Annotated in this window: 20 protein-coding genes and 1 riboswitch; of the genes, 3 read left to right on the top strand and 17 right to left on the bottom strand. The window is 39.4% G+C overall.

The window, feature by feature from the left end:
• Positions 1-5: 5 nt before the first annotated feature.
• The 11 genes from QUF49_RS06635 to QUF49_RS06585 all read right to left on the bottom strand — a co-directional run bounded on the left by QUF49_RS06635 (position 6) and on the right by QUF49_RS06585 (position 10,361).
• Complete coding sequence (locus tag QUF49_RS06635) at positions 6-548, bottom strand: metallophosphoesterase family protein (RefSeq protein ID WP_289494929.1); 543 nt, start codon at positions 546-548, stop codon at positions 6-8.
• Positions 533-1,312, bottom strand: coding sequence for an XTP/dITP diphosphatase (locus tag QUF49_RS06630; protein WP_353958299.1), 780 nt, complete (start codon positions 1,310-1,312; stop codon positions 533-535). The genes QUF49_RS06635 and QUF49_RS06630 overlap by 16 nt, the downstream gene beginning before the upstream one ends.
• 524 nt (positions 1,313-1,836) lie before the next feature.
• Entirely contained in the window at positions 1,837-2,883 is a 1,047-nt protein-coding gene (locus tag QUF49_RS06625) for a GerMN domain-containing protein (protein WP_289494928.1), read from the bottom strand.
• Positions 2,884-3,004: 121 nt separating this feature from the next.
• A complete protein-coding gene (gene racE / locus QUF49_RS06620; RefSeq protein ID WP_289497593.1) occupies positions 3,005-3,799 on the bottom strand; it encodes a glutamate racemase in 795 nt (264 codons plus the stop codon).
• A gap of 48 nt (positions 3,800-3,847) precedes the next feature.
• Positions 3,848-3,994, bottom strand: coding sequence for a hypothetical protein (locus QUF49_RS06615; protein WP_289494927.1), 147 nt, complete (start codon positions 3,992-3,994; stop codon positions 3,848-3,850).
• Positions 3,995-4,156: 162 nt separating this feature from the next.
• Positions 4,157-5,869: a phosphoenolpyruvate--protein phosphotransferase gene (gene ptsP / locus QUF49_RS06610; RefSeq protein ID WP_289494926.1), complete on the bottom strand. Its 1,713-nt coding sequence runs from the start codon at positions 5,867-5,869 to the stop codon at positions 4,157-4,159.
• The gene (locus QUF49_RS06605; protein WP_289494925.1) at positions 5,869-6,135 is read right to left on the bottom strand and encodes a phosphocarrier protein HPr; all 267 of its coding nucleotides are present in this window, start codon (positions 6,133-6,135) and stop codon (positions 5,869-5,871) included. The genes ptsP and QUF49_RS06605 overlap by 1 nt, the downstream gene beginning before the upstream one ends.
• Before the next feature lie 13 nt (positions 6,136-6,148).
• Positions 6,149-8,221, bottom strand: a complete 2,073-nt coding sequence (ptsG, locus tag QUF49_RS06600; RefSeq protein ID WP_289494924.1) for a glucose-specific PTS transporter subunit IIBC — start codon at positions 8,219-8,221, stop codon at positions 6,149-6,151.
• Positions 8,222-8,435: 214 nt separating this feature from the next.
• Positions 8,436-9,281 carry a glucose PTS transporter transcription antiterminator GlcT gene (glcT, locus tag QUF49_RS06595; protein WP_289494923.1) on the bottom strand — a complete coding sequence of 282 codons (846 nt, stop codon included), beginning with the start codon at positions 9,279-9,281 and terminating at the stop codon, positions 8,436-8,438.
• 233 nt (positions 9,282-9,514) lie between these two features.
• Complete coding sequence (locus tag QUF49_RS06590) at positions 9,515-9,739, bottom strand: helix-turn-helix domain-containing protein (RefSeq protein WP_066243534.1); 225 nt, start codon at positions 9,737-9,739, stop codon at positions 9,515-9,517.
• A 154-nt stretch (positions 9,740-9,893) separates the two neighbouring features.
• Positions 9,894-10,361: an acyl-CoA thioesterase gene (locus tag QUF49_RS06585; protein ID WP_289497592.1), complete on the bottom strand. Its 468-nt coding sequence runs from the start codon at positions 10,359-10,361 to the stop codon at positions 9,894-9,896.
• A gap of 291 nt (positions 10,362-10,652) precedes the next feature.
• Between QUF49_RS06585 and QUF49_RS06580 the strand changes: the two genes are divergently transcribed.
• A complete protein-coding gene (locus QUF49_RS06580) occupies positions 10,653-10,841 on the top strand; it encodes a hypothetical protein (protein WP_289494922.1) in 189 nt (62 codons plus the stop codon).
• 16 nt (positions 10,842-10,857) lie between these two features.
• On the opposite strand, the gene sdhB is transcribed toward QUF49_RS06580, so the two are convergent.
• From sdhB to QUF49_RS06565, 3 genes are read right to left on the bottom strand one after another with little or no spacing between them, the layout of a single operon-like run.
• The gene (sdhB, locus tag QUF49_RS06575) at positions 10,858-11,613 is read right to left on the bottom strand and encodes a succinate dehydrogenase iron-sulfur subunit (RefSeq protein WP_066243540.1); all 756 of its coding nucleotides are present in this window, start codon (positions 11,611-11,613) and stop codon (positions 10,858-10,860) included.
• 2 nt (positions 11,614-11,615) lie between these two features.
• On the bottom strand, positions 11,616-13,376 hold the full coding sequence (gene sdhA, locus QUF49_RS06570) for a succinate dehydrogenase flavoprotein subunit (RefSeq protein WP_289494921.1): 1,761 nt from the start codon (positions 13,374-13,376) through the stop codon (positions 11,616-11,618).
• A 15-nt stretch (positions 13,377-13,391) separates the two neighbouring features.
• Positions 13,392-14,000 (bottom strand): succinate dehydrogenase cytochrome b558 subunit, encoded by a 609-nt coding sequence (locus tag QUF49_RS06565; RefSeq protein WP_289494920.1) that lies wholly within the window; start codon positions 13,998-14,000, stop codon positions 13,392-13,394.
• 302 nt (positions 14,001-14,302) lie between these two features.
• Here QUF49_RS06565 and QUF49_RS06560 point away from each other — a divergent pair, with 302 nt between their 5' ends.
• Positions 14,303-14,749: a YslB family protein gene (locus tag QUF49_RS06560; RefSeq protein WP_289494919.1), complete on the top strand. Its 447-nt coding sequence runs from the start codon at positions 14,303-14,305 to the stop codon at positions 14,747-14,749.
• Positions 14,750-14,788: 39 nt separating this feature from the next.
• Here QUF49_RS06560 and QUF49_RS06555 read toward each other — a convergent pair whose 3' ends face one another.
• Positions 14,789-16,027, bottom strand: coding sequence for an aspartate kinase (locus tag QUF49_RS06555; RefSeq protein ID WP_289494918.1), 1,239 nt, complete (start codon positions 16,025-16,027; stop codon positions 14,789-14,791).
• A gap of 238 nt (positions 16,028-16,265) precedes the next feature.
• Positions 16,266-16,454, bottom strand: a riboswitch (Lysine riboswitch).
• 66 nt (positions 16,455-16,520) lie between these two features.
• A complete protein-coding gene (gene uvrC / locus QUF49_RS06550) occupies positions 16,521-18,308 on the bottom strand; it encodes an excinuclease ABC subunit UvrC (RefSeq protein WP_289494917.1) in 1,788 nt (595 codons plus the stop codon).
• A gap of 261 nt (positions 18,309-18,569) precedes the next feature.
• On the opposite strand from uvrC, the gene QUF49_RS06545 reads away from it, so the two are divergent.
• A complete protein-coding gene (locus QUF49_RS06545; protein WP_289494916.1) occupies positions 18,570-18,713 on the top strand; it encodes a hypothetical protein in 144 nt (47 codons plus the stop codon).
• Positions 18,714-18,950: 237 nt separating this feature from the next.
• On the opposite strand, the gene trxA is transcribed toward QUF49_RS06545, so the two are convergent.
• Complete coding sequence (gene trxA / locus QUF49_RS06540) at positions 18,951-19,262, bottom strand: thioredoxin (RefSeq protein ID WP_066396676.1); 312 nt, start codon at positions 19,260-19,262, stop codon at positions 18,951-18,953.
• Positions 19,263-19,368: the final 106 nt, after the last annotated feature.

Raw genomic sequence — 19,368 nt, 5'->3', positions numbered from 1 at the left:
TTTTCTTAAACTTTTTTATTTTTATTATTTATCTTTTCCCCAAAGGTCTTACATAACTGATCTATACGTATACCATCTAGTGAATAAAAACTTACTGAGACTATTCCTTCTTCAATCTCAAGAACTGCATATGTCTTTTCAAATGTCCCTCTTGGCAGTCTTATACTTCCTGGGTTGATGAAAATCATCCCTTCACGTTCAAAGGCTTCAGCAACATGTGAGTGTCCAAAACAAGCTATCTTTGCCCCAGTTTCTTCGGCTCGATAAGCAAGAGAAAGGTATGACATCTTCACATCATACAAATGACCGTGTGTTATATATATACATGTTTGTCCTAACAGTTCAATCGCTTCATTGGGGAAATCATCGCCTAAATAATCCATATTTCCTTTTACAGTTACAAATCCAGACAGTTCTTCTGCATTTGTCGATAATTCGGAATCACCGCAATGTATCATTAAGTCAACTTCACTGTCAAAACGCTTCTTTAACGTTACTAATTCATCTGTTAAACCATGACTATCACTAACGATTAAGGCTTTTCCCATAGCAGATCCTCCTCATTGATCAGGTTCTTTAGTTTCATTAGGGCAACAGCTCTGTGGCTTATTTTATTTTTTTCTTCTTTCGCAAGTTCGGCCATAGAACGATTTAATTCAGGAACAAAGAAGATAGGGTCGTACCCAAATCCTTGAGATCCTCTTTTTTCTCTCAAAATTCCACCTTCACATTCACCTTTTACAACAATGGTCTTTCTATTCGGCCTTGCGAAAGCCAACGCACATACAAATCGAGCACTTCTTTGTGTTTCAGGTACGTTTTGAAGTTCAGCTAAAACTTTGTTCATATTATCTTCATCACTTTTCTGCAGCCCTGCATATCTTGCGGAATAAACGCCAGGCTTTCCTTCCAAAGCATCGATCTCTAAGCCTGAGTCATCAGCTATCACGGGTATGTTCATCTGGAGAGAGATTGTTTCCGCTTTTAAGATAGCATTTTCTTCAAACGTCGTTCCTGTTTCTTCGACATCAGGACTTCCTTCAATATCTGATAAAGAGAGGATCTCACACCCAAGATTCTCAAACATGGATTGAAATTCCTTTACTTTTCCTTTGTTTTTTGTAGCGATTAAGATCTTCATTATGTAAAACCTCCGTTTTCTAAATAGTTCTTTTCGTAAAATTTTGTCGTTATGGAAGTAGTTGATTTCCGTTCCAGATGCTCGCTTTCCGCGGGGCACGCGGTGAGCCACATTTGTACGTTTCACGTATAAGTGTCTCACCTGCCCGCCTGTCCCGCAGGAGTCTCGCATCTTACACTCCATTCAACCGTCAAAGAAGAAAAGAAAAATAAGGAGTGAAAGCACAAACTTTTTTAAAAAAACCCTTCCAAAAGTTTGCTGCAATAGGTGCCACCTGAGAGGCTTTTCACTGGTCAAAAGGCGAAAAAGTCCCTTCACTGCTATTTCTCGCTAGCAGACAATGCAGCTCACAGCACACCCCTAGAAAGAGACAACAAGAACTAAAATCAACTATTTTTTCAATAACTACAAAAGATAACAGCCTTTAATTGGCCCTCTTTTAAATAATTTGTTTCATTCATTTGTTTGTGTTTGTCCATTCTTCATTGACAAGTTGATTGGAGTGTAAGGCGCGAGACTCCTGCGGGACGAGTGATCAGGTGAGACCCTTAAAGGTGCAAAGCGGCAAGGGGCTCACCGGTCGCCCCGCGGAAAGGGAGCGGCTGAAACGGAAATCATCTACTTACAGAACAACATACCTCATTAAAAAAGAGACGATTCTCTCGTCTCTTTACTGTATCACAACCTATTTGATTTTAAAATTCACCTGTATTTACTTCTTTTGGTCTTGAAACCGGTGCTGTAAGTTCCTTGCCTTTTTCATTAAAGATTTTCGATTTACCATCTACTTTAATCGCTACTTTCTTTACTTCTGAAAGTTCAGTTAAAGAAAGAACGATAGAATTCAATACTTCATCCGCAATCATGCTCTCTTCTTTGTTATCTAGCAAAGCGCCGTTAAAGTTTAGTGTAACTACACCATCTTTAACTACAGGTGTACTCAATAGCTTCACATCTGTTCTAAAGTCTGTAAGAAGGCTGCTTTCTGCAGACGGGCCATCGATCAAATGTTTGATCGTTGCGGTAACTTTATCTGTTCCTTCCTTTGCTACTCGGCGTGTGACCGGAACATAATACGTCTGGTCTTGAGTCTGAGCCAAGAAATACAGAGTTACGAGTTCACTGTTTGTAATATCAGCAACGCTGCCATTCTCGAGGTTAATCCCGTCTACCCTGCTTACACCGTCACCCACAGGGGTATTGTTTACAGGCATTGAATTTTGGTTCTTTCCGTCGATTTGAATTTTCACCTTTTTAATATTATCGAACTGAGTAAGTGTAAATGTAATAGCTTGGAGAATTTTCATTTCATCTGTAGCATTATATTCAGTAAATTCTTTAGAGAAGTTTGCAGTCGCTGTCCCCTTTTTAATGTTTACAGATAGAACCTCTGTATCTGCGGGTAATACTGCTTGAAATCCATTAGGCAGAATATTGCTTACAGGACCATCTTTAACAAGATACTGCAAGACTTGCTTTGCTGTTTCATCATTTTTTGGAAGAGCCAAGACTTGTGGCACAACCATTCCATTGCTGTCGAATAAAAACAACTGTCTTTTTTGTGTTTGTTCAGCGCTTGCCGCTTTATCTTTCTTGCCAAGCGACTGCCCTTCCTTCACATAGTTCACTTTTGGGGGATCAAGCTCGTTTCCTGCTTTCTCTCCCCCAATTCCGCAACCCGATACCAGCAAAGACACTGACAACAAAAGCAACGGAGCCCCTGATTTCATCATTTTGCGCATACTTTCCCTCCTCAAGTGGTTGTACTATTATGTATACGAGCCATATTGTTCTGTTAGACCACTTGTACAAAAAATAAAAAGAGCAGAACCTTTAATAATGGATTCTGCTCTCTTTTGCATCTTATAATGAAACGCACTCTACTTTTTCAATTTTACGGTCAAGCCAATGGTTTGCGATTTGAAGAAAATGACTGCTTTCTGCTGTAGCTATGAATCGGTGGTTAGGTCTCGCGTCTTTTGTATTCAAAAGGCCACTATGATCGAGGATGACAGAAACCTCACGTGCTGTTTCTGCACCAGAACAAATCAGCTTAATGTGCTCTCCCATCACCTGCTGAATTACTGGGCGTAATAGCGGGTAATGTGTACAGCCGAGTATTAACGTATCAATGGAAACATCTTTTAATGGATAAAGAGTTTCTGAGACAACGTTGAGTGTTTCTTCACCTGAGAGTTTTCCTTGTTCCACTAAAGGTACGAATAGTGGACAAGCTAAACTTTCAACAATAACATCGTTGCGAATCTGCTTAAGAGCCTGCTTGTATGCCCCACTATTAATAGTACCCACAGTCCCTATTACGCCAACATGATTGTTTCGAGTTGCTTTTAAAGCAGAACGCGCCCCTGGATGTATGACCCCGAGAACAGGAATATTCAGCTCTTTCTTGGCTTCTTCTAATACGGCAGCCGTTGCTGTATTACATGCTATAACTAGCATTTTTATCTCCTGTTTTAACAGATAGTTAATCATTTCCCATGTATACGCCCTAACCTCTTCAAATGGTCTTGGACCGTATGGACACCTTTTTGTATCCCCTAAATAAATAATTTCTTCTTTTGGGAGCTGCTTCATGATCTCTCTTGCTACCGTTAAGCCTCCCACTCCAGAATCAATGACTCCGATCGGTCTGTTCAAAAACATCGCCTCATCTCTATATACCATACTGGCGTTAATCATTGTTTTCTATTTTGCTAATAATCTTATGAAATTGCAATAATAATCGTTAAAAAAACAATATTTGCATTCTTGCAGCTCGTGAAAGTGGTTGATTTCCGTTTCAGGTGCTCGCTTTCCGCGGGGCAGGCGGTGAGCCACATTTGAACGTTTCACTCTTAAGTGTCTCACCTGCCCGCCTGTCCCGCAGGAGTCTCACACCTTCCACTCCAATCAACTTGTCAATGAAGCGTGACCAAAACCACTTTAAAGTAACCAGCTTTTTGAATCAACCTAAAGAAAAGGACTATGGAATCTCCCATAGTCCCTTCTTCTTATTTAGAAGTTTTCTTCTGCAAATTTAACGACATCTTCCATCGTTTCCATTTGTAAAATTTGATCGATGTGCGAGCTGATCTTTTCTTTAGATAAACCTAAGATCTGACTGCGTGCTGGTAATACAGAAGTGGCACTCATTGAGAATTCATCGAGCCCTAATCCTAACAGAATAGGAATCGCGATTGGATCTCCGGCCATCTCACCGCACATTCCGGCCCATTTACCTTCTTTGTGAGCCGCGTCGATAACCATTTTAACTAGTCTCAAAATAGCAGGGTTGTATGGCTGATACAGATAAGATACCTGTTCATTCATACGGTCCGCCGCCATTGTGTATTGAATCAAATCGTTCGTACCGATGCTGAAAAAGTCTACTTCTTTAGCAAATGTGTCAGCCATCACAGCAGTTGATGGAATCTCAACCATGATACCAACTTCGATCGAATCAGAAACTTCAATTCCTTCTGCGACGAGCTTTTCTTTTTCTTCTGTTAAGATTCCTTTAGCTGCACGGAATTCTCCAAGTGTCGCGATCATAGGGAACATAATTTTCAAGTTTCCATAACGGCTAGCTCGAAGAAGTGCTCTAAGCTGTGTACGGAAAATATCCTGTTCTTCTAAGCAAAGACGAATCGCACGGAATCCAAGGAAAGGGTTCATTTCTTTTGGAAGATTTAGATAAGGAAGCTCTTTGTCACCACCGATATCAAGCGTACGGATAACAACAGGTTTTCCTTCCATTTTCTCTAGAACTTCACTATAAGCTTTGAACTGCTCTTCTTCTGTAGGTAGCTGGTCACGGCCCATGTACAAGAATTCTGTACGGTATAATCCTACACCTTCAGCTCCGTTTTCCAATACACCTTTAACATCTGCAGGTGTACCAATATTTGCAGCAAGTTCTACTTGAACGGAATCGCTTGAGAATGTTTTTTCATTCACTAGCTTTGCCCATTCCTCTTTTTGTTTTTGATATTGTTTTTGTTTTTCTTCGTAAGTAGCAATTTCATCTTCAGAAGGGTTTACAATAACATGTCCATCTAAACCATCGATGATTATCATTACACCGTTTTCAACTTTTTCAGTAATCGTTTTAGTCCCAACTACTGCAGGAATTTCCATCGAACGAGACATAATCGCAGAGTGAGAAGTTCTCCCTCCGATGTCTGTTGCAAAACCTTTAACGAAATTACGGTTTAATTGAGCAGTATCAGAAGGAGTCAAATCTTCAGCAAGAATGACAACTTCTTCAGAAATACTTGCAGGTGTAGTAAAAGTTACATTTAACAAGTGTGCTAAAACGCGCTTTGAAACGTCACGGATATCTGCTGCACGTTCTTTCATATATTCGTTATCCATTGATTCGAACATATTAATGAACATAGATGACACATCGTCCATTGCTGCTTCAGCATTCATTTTTTCATTTTCAATCTTTTGTTTTACAGCATCAACTAGTTCTGGATCGCTTAATACTAGAAGATGGGCAGCAAAAATAGCTGCCTTATCTTCACCTAGTTCTTTGTTCGCTTTTTCTTTAATAACAGAAAGTTCTTCTTTTGAGACAGAAAGCGCCGAATCAAAACGCTCGATTTCACTCGCTGAATCTGTAATTGATTTTCTTTCAATCGTTAATTCAGGGTTTTGAAGAACGAACGCTTTAGCGATTGCGATGCCGGCTGATGCTGCAATACCTGAAATTTTTTCAGACATTACTCACCAAGCCCTTCCTTTTTCATAACATCTTCTAATGCTGCAATTGCTTCTTCTGCATCTGAGCCTTCTGCTTTAATCACGATTGAAGATCCTTGTTGGATTCCAAGGCTCATAACACCCATGATTGATTTTAAGTTAACGCTTTTTCCGTTGTAATCAAGTGTAATATCTGAGCTGAATTGACCTGCTTGGTTAACTAATGTTGTTGCTGGACGTGCGTGAATTCCTGATTCGCTAGTTACTTTGAATGTTTTTTCTGCCATGATAATTACCCCTTTATTTTTTAAATGTAATAATATTTTCTTCTTCAATAGCGACAGTTCCTGTTTTTTCAACGGAAACCGTTTCACCCGATAAGTTCGTAAACACGATTGGCGTGATGATAGATGGAGCATTTTCCTTAACAAAGTTCAGATCGACCTTTAGGATCTTTTGGCCAGCTTTCACTTTGTCACCTTCAGAAACAAAGCTCTCAAATCCTTCACCTTTAAGTTTGACTGTGTCGATACCAAAATGAATTAGGATTTCTTTACCTGAGTCTGACTCAATACCAATGGCATGTTTAGTCGGGAAGATATTGATTATCTTACCATTAACCGGTGAAACCACCAAGCCTTCCGCTGGCTCAATTGCAAATCCGTCACCCATCATTTTTCCTGAGAATACTTGATCAGGAACTTCTGTGATCGAAAGTATTTTCCCTTTAATCGGTGAAACGAAACGATCATCAGTAGAAATTGAAGATGTTGGATTAACAACTTCCGTTTCTTTCGTATCAACAACTTTTCCTTGTTCAGGCGTCTTCTCGATATTTTTCGGCTTAGCTACTGTCTTACCATTAATAATATCTTGAATTTCACTCTTAATCGTATCAGAACGTGTTCCGAAGATAGCTTGGATGTTGTTGCCCATTTCAAGGACCCCGGAAGCTCCAAGCTTTTTCAAACGATTTTTGTCCACTTCCTTAGGATCATTAACAGAAACCCTTAGTCGTGTAATACACGCATCAAGGTTAGATATATTGGATTCTCCGCCAAGGCCTTCTAAAATGTTCGCTGCAAGAGAATCTTTATTGGACGCACCAATATTCGTTTCAACTTCATCATCAACGATCTCTCGTCCTGGTGTCTTCAAGTTCCATTTGCGAATCGCAAAACGGAAACCGAAATAATAAATAACAGCAAAGACTAGACCTACAGGAATAACGAGCCACCAATCCGTACGGTTAGGAAGAACTCCGAACAGCAAGTAGTCAATTACACCACCAGAGAATGTCATCCCTATTTTAACATTTAACAAGTGCATGACCATAAAAGAAAGTCCTGCAAAAATAGCATGAATTCCAAAAAGTACTGGAGCAACAAATAAGAACGTAAACTCAAGCGGTTCAGTAATCCCTGTTAAGAAGGATGTTAGAGCTGCTGAACCCATGATACCTGCTACAACTTTCTTGTGCTCAGGACGTGCTTCGTGATACATAGCAAGAGCCGCGGCCGGAAGTCCAAACATCATGAACGGGAACTTACCTGTCATGAATGTACCAGCCGTTAACTCAACGTTATCTTTTAACTGTGCAAAGAAGATTGCTTGGTCACCGCGCACAAGTCCTTCAGCAGCAGACTTGTAAGAGCCGAATTCGAACCAAAACGGTGAGTAGAAAATGTGATGCAAGCCGAATGGAATCAATGATCTTTCAATTACTCCAAAAATAAAGGCTGCAACAGTTAAGTTTGAATTGATCATACTTTCAGAGAACGTATTAAGTCCATGCTGAACTGGAGGCCAGATGAACGTCATTACGATACCAAGTGCTAAAGCAGATACAGCAGTAATGATTGGAACAAAACGTTTACCCGCAAAGAACCCTAAGTACTGGGGAAGTTCAATATTGTAAAAACGCTTGTATAGATATGAAGCCAAAATACCAACGATGATACCTCCAAACACACCTGTTTGAAGCGTTGGGATACCTAGTACGTTCGCAAAAGAAGGATCTTTTCCGATCATATCAGGTGTAACCCCTTCAATAACACTCATCGTCACGTTCATAATTAAGTATCCGATGATCGCAGCTAATCCAGCTACACCTTCACCGCCAGCAAGTCCAACGGCAACACCTACTGCAAATAGCAAGGATAGATTGGCAAAGACAATATCACCAGATTTCTCCATTACATCTGCAACAAGCTGAAACCATGATGCATCTAATGCTGGTATTACTTTAATCAATGCTGGGTTCTTGAACGCATTACCAAAGGCAAGCAACAAACCTGCAGCTGGCAGAATTGCTACCGGCAGCATAAGTGCTTTACCTACGCGCTGTAAAACACCAAAAAGTTTTTTCCACATAGGAAGTCCTCCTTTTATTATGATAACCCTTCCATTTACTTCCGCATAAAACAAAAAAAGACATAAATAAGAAACATGAGCAAATTTGTCTAATCAGATATTAATATATCCTAATTAGATGACTGCTACACTTTTGTTTCTTACTTATGCCTGATCGAATCAGTAACACGTAAAAACGATGTATGGTATATTCATTTACTTATTACAGTTTGTCTTAATTGTCATAACGCGAAAGCCTTTGCAAATGCATGGTTAAATAAACAGCTTCTGCATGTGGCACGGGTTTGTTTAAGGTGTTTTGCATCACCTTTATTAACTTCCAAGCCAAATTGTAGCATATCGGATATTCTTCTTTCAACACTTTTGCTAACTTTTCTTGTTCTTCCATAATATCACCCATAGATATCCGCTCTATCGCATGACGCAAATGGCGAACAAGCCGCAAATAATTGATGCTTTTTGTATCAATCGTCAAGTTTAATGAATGCTGAACCATCTGCATCAGTGTATTAATCAATTGAGAATGTTTTTTAATATCCGTCACACTTTTATTCGTAATTGCACTATGAATATGGAGTGCAACAAATCCAATCTCCCCTTCAGGAAGGTGAATGCAAAGAGACTTGTTAATGATCTCAATAACTTCTTCTGCAACCGTATATTCTTTAGGGTATAGTGTTTGAGTCTCGGTGAGAAATGGATTTTTTATATCCAGACCTTGCTCCAATCGTTTAATGGCAAATGTGATGTGATCTGTTAAAGCTACATGAATATGTTCATTCAAGTCATTCTCAAATCTTGCTCTTATATGAACGATAACATCATTAATCAATTCAACAATTTTTTCATCTATATGATTCAAAAGAGTCTTATATTGTTCCTGCTCGTTTTCATCTTTTAAAACAAACAGCTTGTCCACTTGATCAGGCAGAATCGGTTCGCCTTGCTTTTTTCCAAAGCCGATCCCTTTTCCAATTACGATTCGTTCTTCGCTCGTAGAATCAGTGACAATTACCACATTATTGTTAAGAACTTTTTTTACTTGGAGGTTTTTGTTCATGAATTTTCACCTTTTTCATTTAGGTCCATAAACCATTAACATCATAACCTTCATCATAGCTGAAAAAGGTCAGAAAAATCAATTACACTTTTTGCCTGCAAGGAAACCTGGGCAGATAAAATCTCTGCAGCTTCTTTAAAAAGCAACAAAGCATACGAAAACAGCTTCATAAAATTCCGCATACTTTCTTCATGCAAACTGAAAACGGCTTTCGCTTGAAAGCCGCTTTCTGACTAAATCTCGAGTTCTCCAAGCCTCAATAACTCTACAACGGCTTGAGAGCGTCCTTTAACCCCAAGCTTTTGCATGGTATTCGAAATATGGTTTCGAACTGTTTTCTCACTAATGAACAGCTGTTCTGCAATCTCTTTTGTAGTCTTATCTTGGACCAATAGTTCGAAAACTTCTCTCTCTCTTTTTGTAAGTAGAGGCTTCGGTCGGTAGTGTTTATCTTTCAATGAATTCACCCCTCCTTGCTAGGGTTTAGGAACCGCCAACGAATATTGGAAGTATTTAGTCAACATATAGTATGTAAAAAGGCAGATGTGAGTGACTTGGTTCAATCAAAAAGATGAATAATATTAAACATATACAATAAAAAAAGCCCATTTTTTAAACACGGGCTTTGTCAGAAAAATTATTTAATTGTTGTTTTAGCTCTTCATTCCACTTGGCAGGACGTCCACTTTTCCTAGAAATCTGTACGATTGCACCTCTTCCAGTAAAAACAGGAACTTGCTTTTCATTTATACCTAAGTAATGAATGTCGATGGAAGATGATCCTACTTCATTGATTTTTACATGTACTCTTAATTTTTCGTCGTACATGATCTGAGCCAGATAATCACATTGAAGGTCTGCGACAACCGGAATTTCTACCGAATTAGGAGCTCCCCAATCAGCCATTAATCCCAATTCCTTAAACATCGCTATTCTCGCTTCTTCCATATAGGTGAAGATATTCGTATTATTCACATGTCCAAATCCATCGATCTCACCAAATCTAACTTGCAATTCGTGATAAAAAGAAAAACCACTGCTCCACTCATCCATATTTGATATGTAATCTTGTCTAGCCATCATTTACCGCCTCTCTCAAATAGAAAATCTAATGGACACCACTCTATAAACATTGCATTTGTACAATCTTGTTAAGAGAATATCCTGTCTTATTGAAGAGTTTTTTCTGAAAAATGGTTACTGTTGGGTTGTCTTGTCTTGAATGTCCATTTTTTTGGAGACTCTTTGTACGCTCCCTTGAAAGCCAATATTCTGAAACGACGATCAACTATATTTTAAATGGCTCTTTTCTATAAGTATTTCTTTGAGTTCTATTTTTCTCTTCATTTGCAAATTGATTGAAGCGCAAGGATGCGAGACTCCTACGGGACGAGCGGTCAGGTGGAGACTCCTAATGGCGCAGAGCGGCAGGAGGCTCACCGTACGCCCCGTGGAAAGCGAGCATCCTGGAGCGGAAATCAATTACTAACAAAAGCAACATTGTATAAGAAACAGCCTTGTAAAAAAAGCTTCTCCCTAAAAGAGAGAAGCCTTGTTTAATTCATATAACAGATCCTTAACGATCGCTTCCAAAGAAGTTTTTAAATGCTTGGAAACTTGTATCACGATTTAGTGCTGCAATCGATGTTGTCAAAGGAATACCTTTTGGACATGACTGTACGCAGTTTTGAGAGTTACCGCAAGAAGCAAGTCCTCCGTCATCCATGATCGCATTCAAACGTTCTTCTTTGTTCATTTCACCTGTTGGATGTGCATTGAACAGACGAACTTGTGATAATGGTGCAGGACCGATAAAGTCTGACTTTGAGTTAACGTTTGGACATGCCTCTAAGCATACTCCGCAAGTCATACATTTTGATAGCTCATATGCCCATTGGCGTTTCGTTTCAGGCATACGAGGACCAGGTCCAAGATCGTACGTACCGTCAATTGGAATCCAGGCTTTAACTCGCTTAAGCGCATCAAACATTCTGCTTCTGTCGATTGCCAAGTCACGGACAACCGGAAAAGTTTTCATTGGTTCAAGACGAATCGGCTGTTCTAATTGATCAACTAGAGCCGTACATGATTGTCTAGGCTTTCCGTTGATCACCATTGAACAAGCACCACAAACTTCTTCTAAACATCCCATCTCCCACGTTACGGGAGTCGTAGCTTCCCCTTTTGAATTTACTGGGTTTCTACGAATTTCCATAAGAGCAGATATTACATTCATATTCGGACGATGAGGAATCTCAAACTCTTCTAAATATGGGGCAGTTTCTGGGTTATCCTGTCTAGAGATGATGAATTTCACCATTTTTGTGCTCATACTTACACCCCTGCCTTCTTCTTAGAATAGTCACGTTTACGTGGCTGGATAAGCGAAACGTCTACTTCTTCATATTCAAAATCTGGTCCGTTTGTCGCAGGATTGAATTTCGCTTTTGTTGTTTTTAACCATTGCTCGTCATTACGTTCTGGGAAGTCAGGCTTATAATGTGCTCCACGGCTCTCATCACGGTTAAGCGCCCCAAGAGTAATAACACGAGCAAGCTGCAGCATGTGCCAAAGCTGACGAGTAAACGACGCACCTTGGTTGCTCCACTTAGATGTATCGTTAATATTGATGTTCTTGTAACGCTGCATCAACTCTTGAATTTTTTCATCCGTTTGCTTTAACTTATCGTTGTAGCGAACCACTGTTACATTGTCCGTCATCCATTCACCTAGCTCTTTATGGATCACGTATGCATTTTCAGTTCCATCCATAGAAAGGATATTGTTGTATACTTCTTGATCTTTTTTCACTTGGTTGTCAAATACAGAAGAAGAAACATCTTCAACCGTTTTTTCCAATCCTTTAATATACTTAACAGCAGATGGACCTGCCACCATACCTCCGAAAATAGCAGAAAGCAATGAGTTTGCTCCTAATCTATTAGCGCCATGGAATTGATACTCACATTCACCAGCGGCAAAAAGACCCGGAATGTTTGTCATTTGATCATAATCTACCCACATGCCACCCATTGAATAGTGAACAGCCGGGAAGATTTTCATTGGAACTTTACGTGGGTCATCACCCATGAACTTCTCATAGATCTCGATAATTCCGCCAAGCTTAATATCTAATTCCTTAGGATCTTTGTGGGAAAGATCAAGGTATACCATGTTCTCGCCATTAATTCCTAACTTTAGATCTACACAAACGTGGAAGATTTCACGAGTTGCAATATCACGAGGAACAAGGTTACCGTAAGCTGGATATTTCTCTTCAAGGAAGTACCAAGGCTTCCCATCTTTATATGTCCAAACACGTCCACCTTCACCACGTGCTGACTCACTCATTAGACGGAGCTTGTCATCACCAGGAATAGCAGTTGGGTGAATTTGAATAAACTCACCATTTGCGTAATAAACACCTTGCTGATAAAGAGAAGATGCAGCGCCACCTGTGTTAATGACAGAGTTTGTTGACTTACCAAAGATAATACCAGGGCCACCAGTTGCCATAATAACAGCATCAGCAGGAAAACTTACGATCTCCATCGTTTTTAAGTTTTGAGCCGTAATTCCGCGGCATTGGCCTTCGTCATCAATGATTGCAGATAAGAATTCCCAGCCTTCATACTTCGTTACAAGACCCGCAACTTCATGACGTCGAACTTGCTCATCAAGTGCATATAATAATTGCTGACCTGTTGTAGCACCTGCAAATGCTGTACGGTGATGCTGAGTGCCACCGAAACGACGGAAATCAAGCAATCCTTCAGGCGTTCTGTTGAACATAACACCCATACGGTCCATTAAGTGGATGATTCCTGGTGCCGCATCACACATTGCTTTTACAGGCGGCTGGTTTGCTAAGAAGTCTCCTCCGTAAACAGAGTCATCAAAATGCTCCCACGGTGAATCTCCTTCACCTTTTGTATTTACAGCACCGTTTATACCACCTTGAGCACAAACAGAATGCGAACGTTTTACTGGAACTACTGAGAAGAGGTCAACATTAACACCAGCTTCAGCTGCTTTAATTGTAGCCATTAATCCGGCGAGACCTCCGCCAACAACAATAATTTTTTGATTACTCAATTTGTCTCACCCCTTTTAAATGAATGCAAAGATTGTTCTAACGCTAACAATAGCAAGAGCTACGAATACAGCCATTGTTACGTATGTTGAAATTTTCTGTGAACGAGGCGAAACTGTAAGGCCCCAGCTGACAAAGAACGACCATAATCCGTTAGCAAAATGGAATACCGCAGATAAAACACCTACAAGATAGAAGGCAACCATGAATGGAGAACTTAATATATCTGCCATCATATTGAAGTTTACTTCTTGTCCCAATGCAGCTTGTACGCGTGTTTCCCAAACGTGCCAAGCGATAAAAATCAATGTGATCACACCTGTTACACGCTGAACAAGGAACATCGCATTTCGGAAATAGCCATAACGGGTAACGTTATTTTTTGCTTGGAACGTAATGTAAAGTCCAAACACTGCATGAAACAAAAGTGGTAAATAGATAACAAACGTTTCTAGGAAAATACGAAACGGTAAACTTTCCATAAAGTGCGCCGCTTTGTTAAATGCTTCAGCATCCCTTGTTGCAAAATGGTTTACAACTAAATGCTGAACGAGAAAAAGCCCGATCGGAATTACTCCTAATAATGAATGAATTCTTCTGTTAATAAAATCTCTACTGCCAGCCATTTTCTTGCCCCCTTCAAATTTAGCCTCTCTCTGGCTGCTAATCTTTGTTCCTCTCCACATGTAAGCGTTTTAAGTTTCCTCTTTTAGAGGATGAGTGTTAAACAATTAGTTTAATTAACTAGCAACATGTCCATTTTACTCCCATCGTTTGACACCGTCAAGAAAACGCTAACAACTTAATGCGTAAATTTTATTGATAAATCAACGTTTTTTCCTGCTAAGATTTTCGACAAATACCGATAGTTGCTCTAGAGTTTAAACAGCATTCCCGTTATAATGAAAATAGAAAGAAGGGATGCAGAATGTTTAAACAAAAAACAAAGGATGATAACACCCCTGTAGAACAGCTTTCTGTTTCAGCTTTTGGGTATGAGATCCTTCGAAGCGATTTGTTGCCTGAACTTCTCGGTAAACAAGAACGAAATATTCTATATTGGGCAGGAAGACACTTAGCCAGAAAATATCCTTTACATACGATGGAAGAAGTACATGCATTTTTTATTGAAGCAGGCTGGGGTAATCTTGAAATGATTGAAGCATCAAAAACAGAGATGCTGTTCTCCTTACACTCTGTTCTCATTGAGCAGCGAATCGAGAATTTCAATCACCAAACGTTTAGCTTAGAAGCAGGTTTTCTGGCAGAACAAGTCCAGCTGCAAAAAAAATGTACGACCGAAGCATTAGAATCTGTTAAACGGAACAAAGTTTCCATCACCGTTCAATGGGATAAAAAAGATACGATCGAATAACACAAAAGCCGGCATAAGCCGGCTTTTTAAATGTTTTCATTACGTGTTCTGTACTGGAACACGTGCATCCAATTCAAATATATCATGCAGCGTTTCAATAGACTTAATCATATCTTGTTGTTTAACAACGGTTGAAACCTTAATTTCTGATGTGCTTACCATCTTAATCATAATATCTTTATCTGACAAAGCTTTAAACATTTTAGCAGCTACACCAGGATTAGAAATCATTCCTGATCCTACAATAGAAACTTTAGCAAGCTCCCCTTCATAACTAATGGATTCAAATCCTAATTGTTCTTGATGAGCAGCAAGTACTTCCTGTGTTTCTGATAAAGAGCTCGATTCTATCGAAAATGAAATATTTGTTTTTTCTTCATTTAATACATTTTGAATGATAATATCTACATTAATTCCGTTTGAAGCAAGTATTGTAAACAGTTCCGCTAATGCATGGATCTCATTAGGAATCGCTGAAACTGTGATTTTCGTTATATTCCCTTCAAATGCCAAACCTCTTACCATTAAGTTTTGTTCCATTGATGCTTCCTCCTCTACTAACGTTCCGCGTTCTTCACTCATACTCGATCTAACTTCTAACGAAATGGAATAGTTTTTCGCGAACTCTACTGCTCTAGGGTGCAGAACTCCTGCTCCAAGGTTCGCCATTTCCAGCATCTCATCATAAGAGATAGAAGGTATTTTTCTTGCTGATTTTACTACTCGAGGATCGGTCGTATAAACGCCAGTAACATCTGTATAGATATCACATCGGTCAGCTTTCAATGCTGCTGCTAATGCAACGGCTGTAGTGTCCGATCCGCCTCTTCCAAGAGTAGCTATATCTTTTGTCTCAGAGATCAGCCCTTGGAAACCAGCTACAACAACAATGTTTCCTTCCTTTAGCAAACCGTTTATTCTTTCGGAATCTATGTCTAGTATCCTAGCATTCGAAAAAGCATTTTCTGTTTGAATCCCAGCTTGCCAGCCTGTTAAGGATTGAGCTTTGTATCCTTCATGATGAAGAGCCATCGTTAATAGTGCAATCGTAACTTGTTCTCCTGTAGTAAGAAGCATATCCATTTCACGCTTGGAAGGATTACGATTGATTTCTCCAGCCAGTCTTACAAGCTCATCTGTTGTTTTACCCATTGCAGATACGACAACAACGACTTCATTCCCGCCATCAACTTCATGGATGATCCGTTTTGCAACATTTTGTATCCGCTCAACTGAACCAACACTTGTACCGCCAAATTTTTGTACGATTCTCCCCATGATTCTCTAATTCCCTTCTTGTTGTAATAATCTATCTCTTTTAATAGAAAACTTTGTTGACGTTCAATCTATTCACGTCTACTTAGTTGCACTAATACTCTCAACAATAACTTTCACCAGCAGATAATCGATCATGCGGGAAAAGTTATATTATTCTGAAAGTAAAAACAAAAAAAGCAACAATAAGGAAAAAACCTTATTGTTGCTATTATCCGCAGCAAGCCAAGTTTGTTTCCCCTAGTGAGATAGTCCTCCACACAAATCCTGGGGGGACTTGTGTGACAGCTCTGTATTTATTCAATACAGGTCCAGCATAAAAGGCTAGAAGTCCTTTTACACTTCGGCAAGAATCCCCTTTCCTCCATCATCTTAAGAGCTTCTTCTCTTCAGATGGTCTACTATTGGTTCCTGCTCCTCTACCATCACTTCATTCGAAGCATGGCATTATTTATAAAGTTGGATTCATTTTAACAAAGTTATTCTTTAACTGCAACTACTCATTTGATAAAAAGGCTTTTGTAATGAGTTCAGCAACAGGTTTAGGCACTCCAGCTTCTTGTATCTCTTCGACAGACGCTTCCTTTAGTTTTTTCAACGAACCAAAATGGCGAAGAAGCATCTTCTTTCTTTTATCCCCAATCCCCGCTATATTATCTAATGTGGACTCAAACATACTTTTAGAACGTACTTTACGATGAAACGAGATTGCAAATCGATGCACTTCATCCTGAATACGCTGCAAAAGATAAAATTCCTGGCTGTTTCGCGGCAAGTGGATCATTTCTGGAGGGTCACCTATCCATAGTTGTGACGTTCTATGTTTGTCATCCTTCGACAGTCCTGCAACAGGTATAAAAAGATTGAGCTCATTTTCTAAAACATCCTGAGCGGCTGAAATCTGACCTTTACCTCCATCAATAAGAATCAAACTTGGAAATTCCCCTTCTTCCCTTAATACTCTTGTGTATCTTCTTCTGACGACTTCTTTCATGGAAGCATAATCATCAGGACCTTCCACCGATTTGATCTTATATTTTCTATAATCTTTCTTATATGGTTTTCCATCTACAAAAACCACCATCGCCGAAACAGGATCTGTTCCATGAATATTGGAGTTATCAAACGCTTCTATTCGATATGGTGGAGCTACACCCATTCTCTCACCCAGGTTCTCTACTGCTTTTATTGTTCTAGCTTCATCCTGTTCAATCAAAGCAAATTTTTCGTTAAGAGCAAGGGTCGCATTTTTAGTCGCTAATTCAACTAGCTCTTTCTTCTGGCCTTTTTTTGGCTGAAGAACTTTTACTTGAAGAAGCTCTGAAACGAGTTCAGCGTCAACTTCTTGCGGAAGCAGAATCTCTTTAGGCAGCAGATGATTTTTTTGCAGATAAAACTGACCAATAAATGTAAGTAGATCCTCGTGAGCCTCTCCGTAAAAAGGAAAAACTGAAATATCTCTAGCGATCACTTTACCTTGACGGATAAAAAAGACTTGAACACACATCCAGCCTTTATCAAAGTGATAGCCAAAGACATCCCGATCCACTAGATCTGCTGTCATCATCTTCTGCTTTTCCATTACAGCTTCTATGTGCTGAATCTGATCGCGAAGTTCTTTTGCTCTTTCAAAATTTAGGGCTTCAGACGCTTCAAGCATCTTTTCAGATAACTGGCTTTTCACATCTTGATATCCGCCATTGAGAAACTTCACAATGCCTTCTACCATCTTCTTGTTTTCTTGTTCTGTAATATCGTAAACACACGGCCCTAAACATTGACCAATGTGATAGTACAAACACACTCGTTTAGGCATCGTGTCGCATTTTCTTAGTGGAAAAATACGGTCTAACAGTTTTTTCGTTTCTTGGGCCGCATATGCATTTACAAACGGTCCAAAATATTTGCCGCCATCTTTTTTTATTTTCCTTGTGTATAATAGTCTTGGCTGTTTTTCAGAAGTAATTTTTAAATATGGATAGCTTTTATCATCTTTCAGCATGACATTATACCGAGGATCATGCTTTTTTATTAGGTTCATCTCGAGAACTAATGCTTCCATCTCAGTAGAGGTGACAATATATTCAAAGTCTCTGATCTCACTGACGAGTCTTTGTGTTTTGCCATCATGTGTTCCTGAAAAGTAAGATTTCACTCGATTTTTTAAAACCTTTGCTTTACCTACGTAGATTACTTTACCGAACTCATTTTTCATGAGGTAGCATCCAGGCTGATCAGGAAGCAGCATTAATTTTTGTTTTACCGATATAGAGGTCAATGTCATCCCCCTTTAACTTCATTGCAGTCTTTTCTTTAATCATATCATGTATGAGGTAAATCATTATACTCTCGTGATTAAATTACCATATACATTCATTTATCGACAATATTTCCTAGAAAATAGTACAAAAGGGATGGTTTTTCTTTTAGAAATATTAGTTGATTTCCTTTCTTTAATGCTTGATTGTATGCGGTTGATCACCTGAACTCATCAGTTATGCTTCTCCTGCCTAGCTGCAACTCATAATGGTTCTTTTCAAAAGAAATGTTACTTTTGATTGAATTCTCTCTTCATTTGCAAGTTGATTGGAGCGCAAGGTGGCGAGACTCCTACGGGACGAGCGGTCAGTCCGAAAAGCGGAAGTGGCTCGTTCAGCCCCGACCAGCAAAAGGTGAATGGGCTAGCTAGGCACACTTTGCCTTGTGGTCCATTTAACTTTTGACCTCGAGGGGCTAGCCGCTGTAGCTAGACAGGTGGAGACTCCTAATGGCGCAAAGCGGCAGGAGGCTCACCGCACGCCCCGTGGAAAGCGAGCTGCCTGGAGCGTAAATCAACTACTTTTAAACTACATTGAATCGCATTTAAAAAAACTTGAAATCTATCCCACAAAAAAAAGCCCGAAGTTCGGGCTTTTTTGAGGATCGCTTACTTATGTTTGTTTAAAAGCTCTACTAAAGCTTCTTTAGGCTGGAAACCTACAACTTGGTCAACCACTTGACCATCTTTGAATACTAGTAAAGTAGGAATGCTCATTACGCCATATTTACCCGCTGTTTCTTGATTTTCATCAACGTCCAGCTTTACTACTTTTACTTCTTCCATTTCTTGATCTACTTCTTCAAGTACTGGAGCAATCATTTTACAAGGTCCGCACCATGGTGCCCAAAAGTCAGCAAGTACTAAACCTTCATTCGTTTCTGTATTAAATGTTTGATCTGACGCATTAACAATAGCCATTTATTTGGCCCTCCTTTTAAATAACAAAGTGTAAACAAAGTATATCTTACAAATTACACAGTTGCTAATAGTTTGCTCAACCTTATGGTACCCAAGTTTTCATTTC

This window comes from Fictibacillus sp. b24 (assembly GCF_030348825.1).
GTDB lineage: Bacteria > Bacillota > Bacilli > Bacillales > Fictibacillaceae > Fictibacillus.
This window is presented reverse-complemented; position numbering and strand designations above follow the sequence as displayed.

Excerpts from the sequence above, each read along its gene's own strand:
- QUF49_RS06630 (WP_353958299.1), bottom strand. The coding sequence starts at position 1,312 with ATGCGAGACTCCTGCGGGACAGGCGGGCAGGTGAGACACTTATACGTG.
- ptsG (WP_289494924.1), bottom strand. The coding sequence starts at position 8,221 with ATGTGGAAAAAACTTTTTGGTGTTTTACAGCGCGTAGGTAAAGCACTT.
- ptsP (WP_289494926.1), bottom strand. The coding sequence starts at position 5,869 with ATGTCTGAAAAAATTTCAGGTATTGCAGCATCAGCCGGCATCGCAATC.
- trxA (WP_066396676.1), bottom strand. The coding sequence starts at position 19,262 with ATGGCTATTGTTAATGCGTCAGATCAAACATTTAATACAGAAACGAAT.
- QUF49_RS06555 (WP_289494918.1), bottom strand. The coding sequence starts at position 16,027 with ATGGGGAGAATCGTACAAAAATTTGGCGGTACAAGTGTTGGTTCAGTT.
- QUF49_RS06585 (WP_289497592.1), bottom strand. The coding sequence starts at position 10,361 with ATGGCTAGACAAGATTACATATCAAATATGGATGAGTGGAGCAGTGGT.
- QUF49_RS06565 (WP_289494920.1), bottom strand. The coding sequence starts at position 14,000 with ATGGCTGGCAGTAGAGATTTTATTAACAGAAGAATTCATTCATTATTA.
- QUF49_RS06635 (WP_289494929.1), bottom strand. The coding sequence starts at position 548 with ATGGGAAAAGCCTTAATCGTTAGTGATAGTCATGGTTTAACAGATGAA.
- QUF49_RS06625 (WP_289494928.1), bottom strand. The coding sequence starts at position 2,883 with ATGCGCAAAATGATGAAATCAGGGGCTCCGTTGCTTTTGTTGTCAGTG.
- sdhB (WP_066243540.1), bottom strand. The coding sequence starts at position 11,613 with ATGAGCACAAAAATGGTGAAATTCATCATCTCTAGACAGGATAACCCA.
- glcT (WP_289494923.1), bottom strand. The coding sequence starts at position 9,281 with ATGAACAAAAACCTCCAAGTAAAAAAAGTTCTTAACAATAATGTGGTA.
- QUF49_RS06545 (WP_289494916.1), top strand. The coding sequence starts at position 18,570 with ATGTTACTTTTGATTGAATTCTCTCTTCATTTGCAAGTTGATTGGAGC.
- QUF49_RS06560 (WP_289494919.1), top strand. The coding sequence starts at position 14,303 with ATGTTTAAACAAAAAACAAAGGATGATAACACCCCTGTAGAACAGCTT.
- QUF49_RS06605 (WP_289494925.1), bottom strand. The coding sequence starts at position 6,135 with ATGGCAGAAAAAACATTCAAAGTAACTAGCGAATCAGGAATTCACGCA.
- QUF49_RS06580 (WP_289494922.1), top strand. The coding sequence starts at position 10,653 with ATGCGAGACTCCTACGGGACGAGCGGTCAGGTGGAGACTCCTAATGGC.
- uvrC (WP_289494917.1), bottom strand. The coding sequence starts at position 18,308 with ATGACATTGACCTCTATATCGGTAAAACAAAAATTAATGCTGCTTCCT.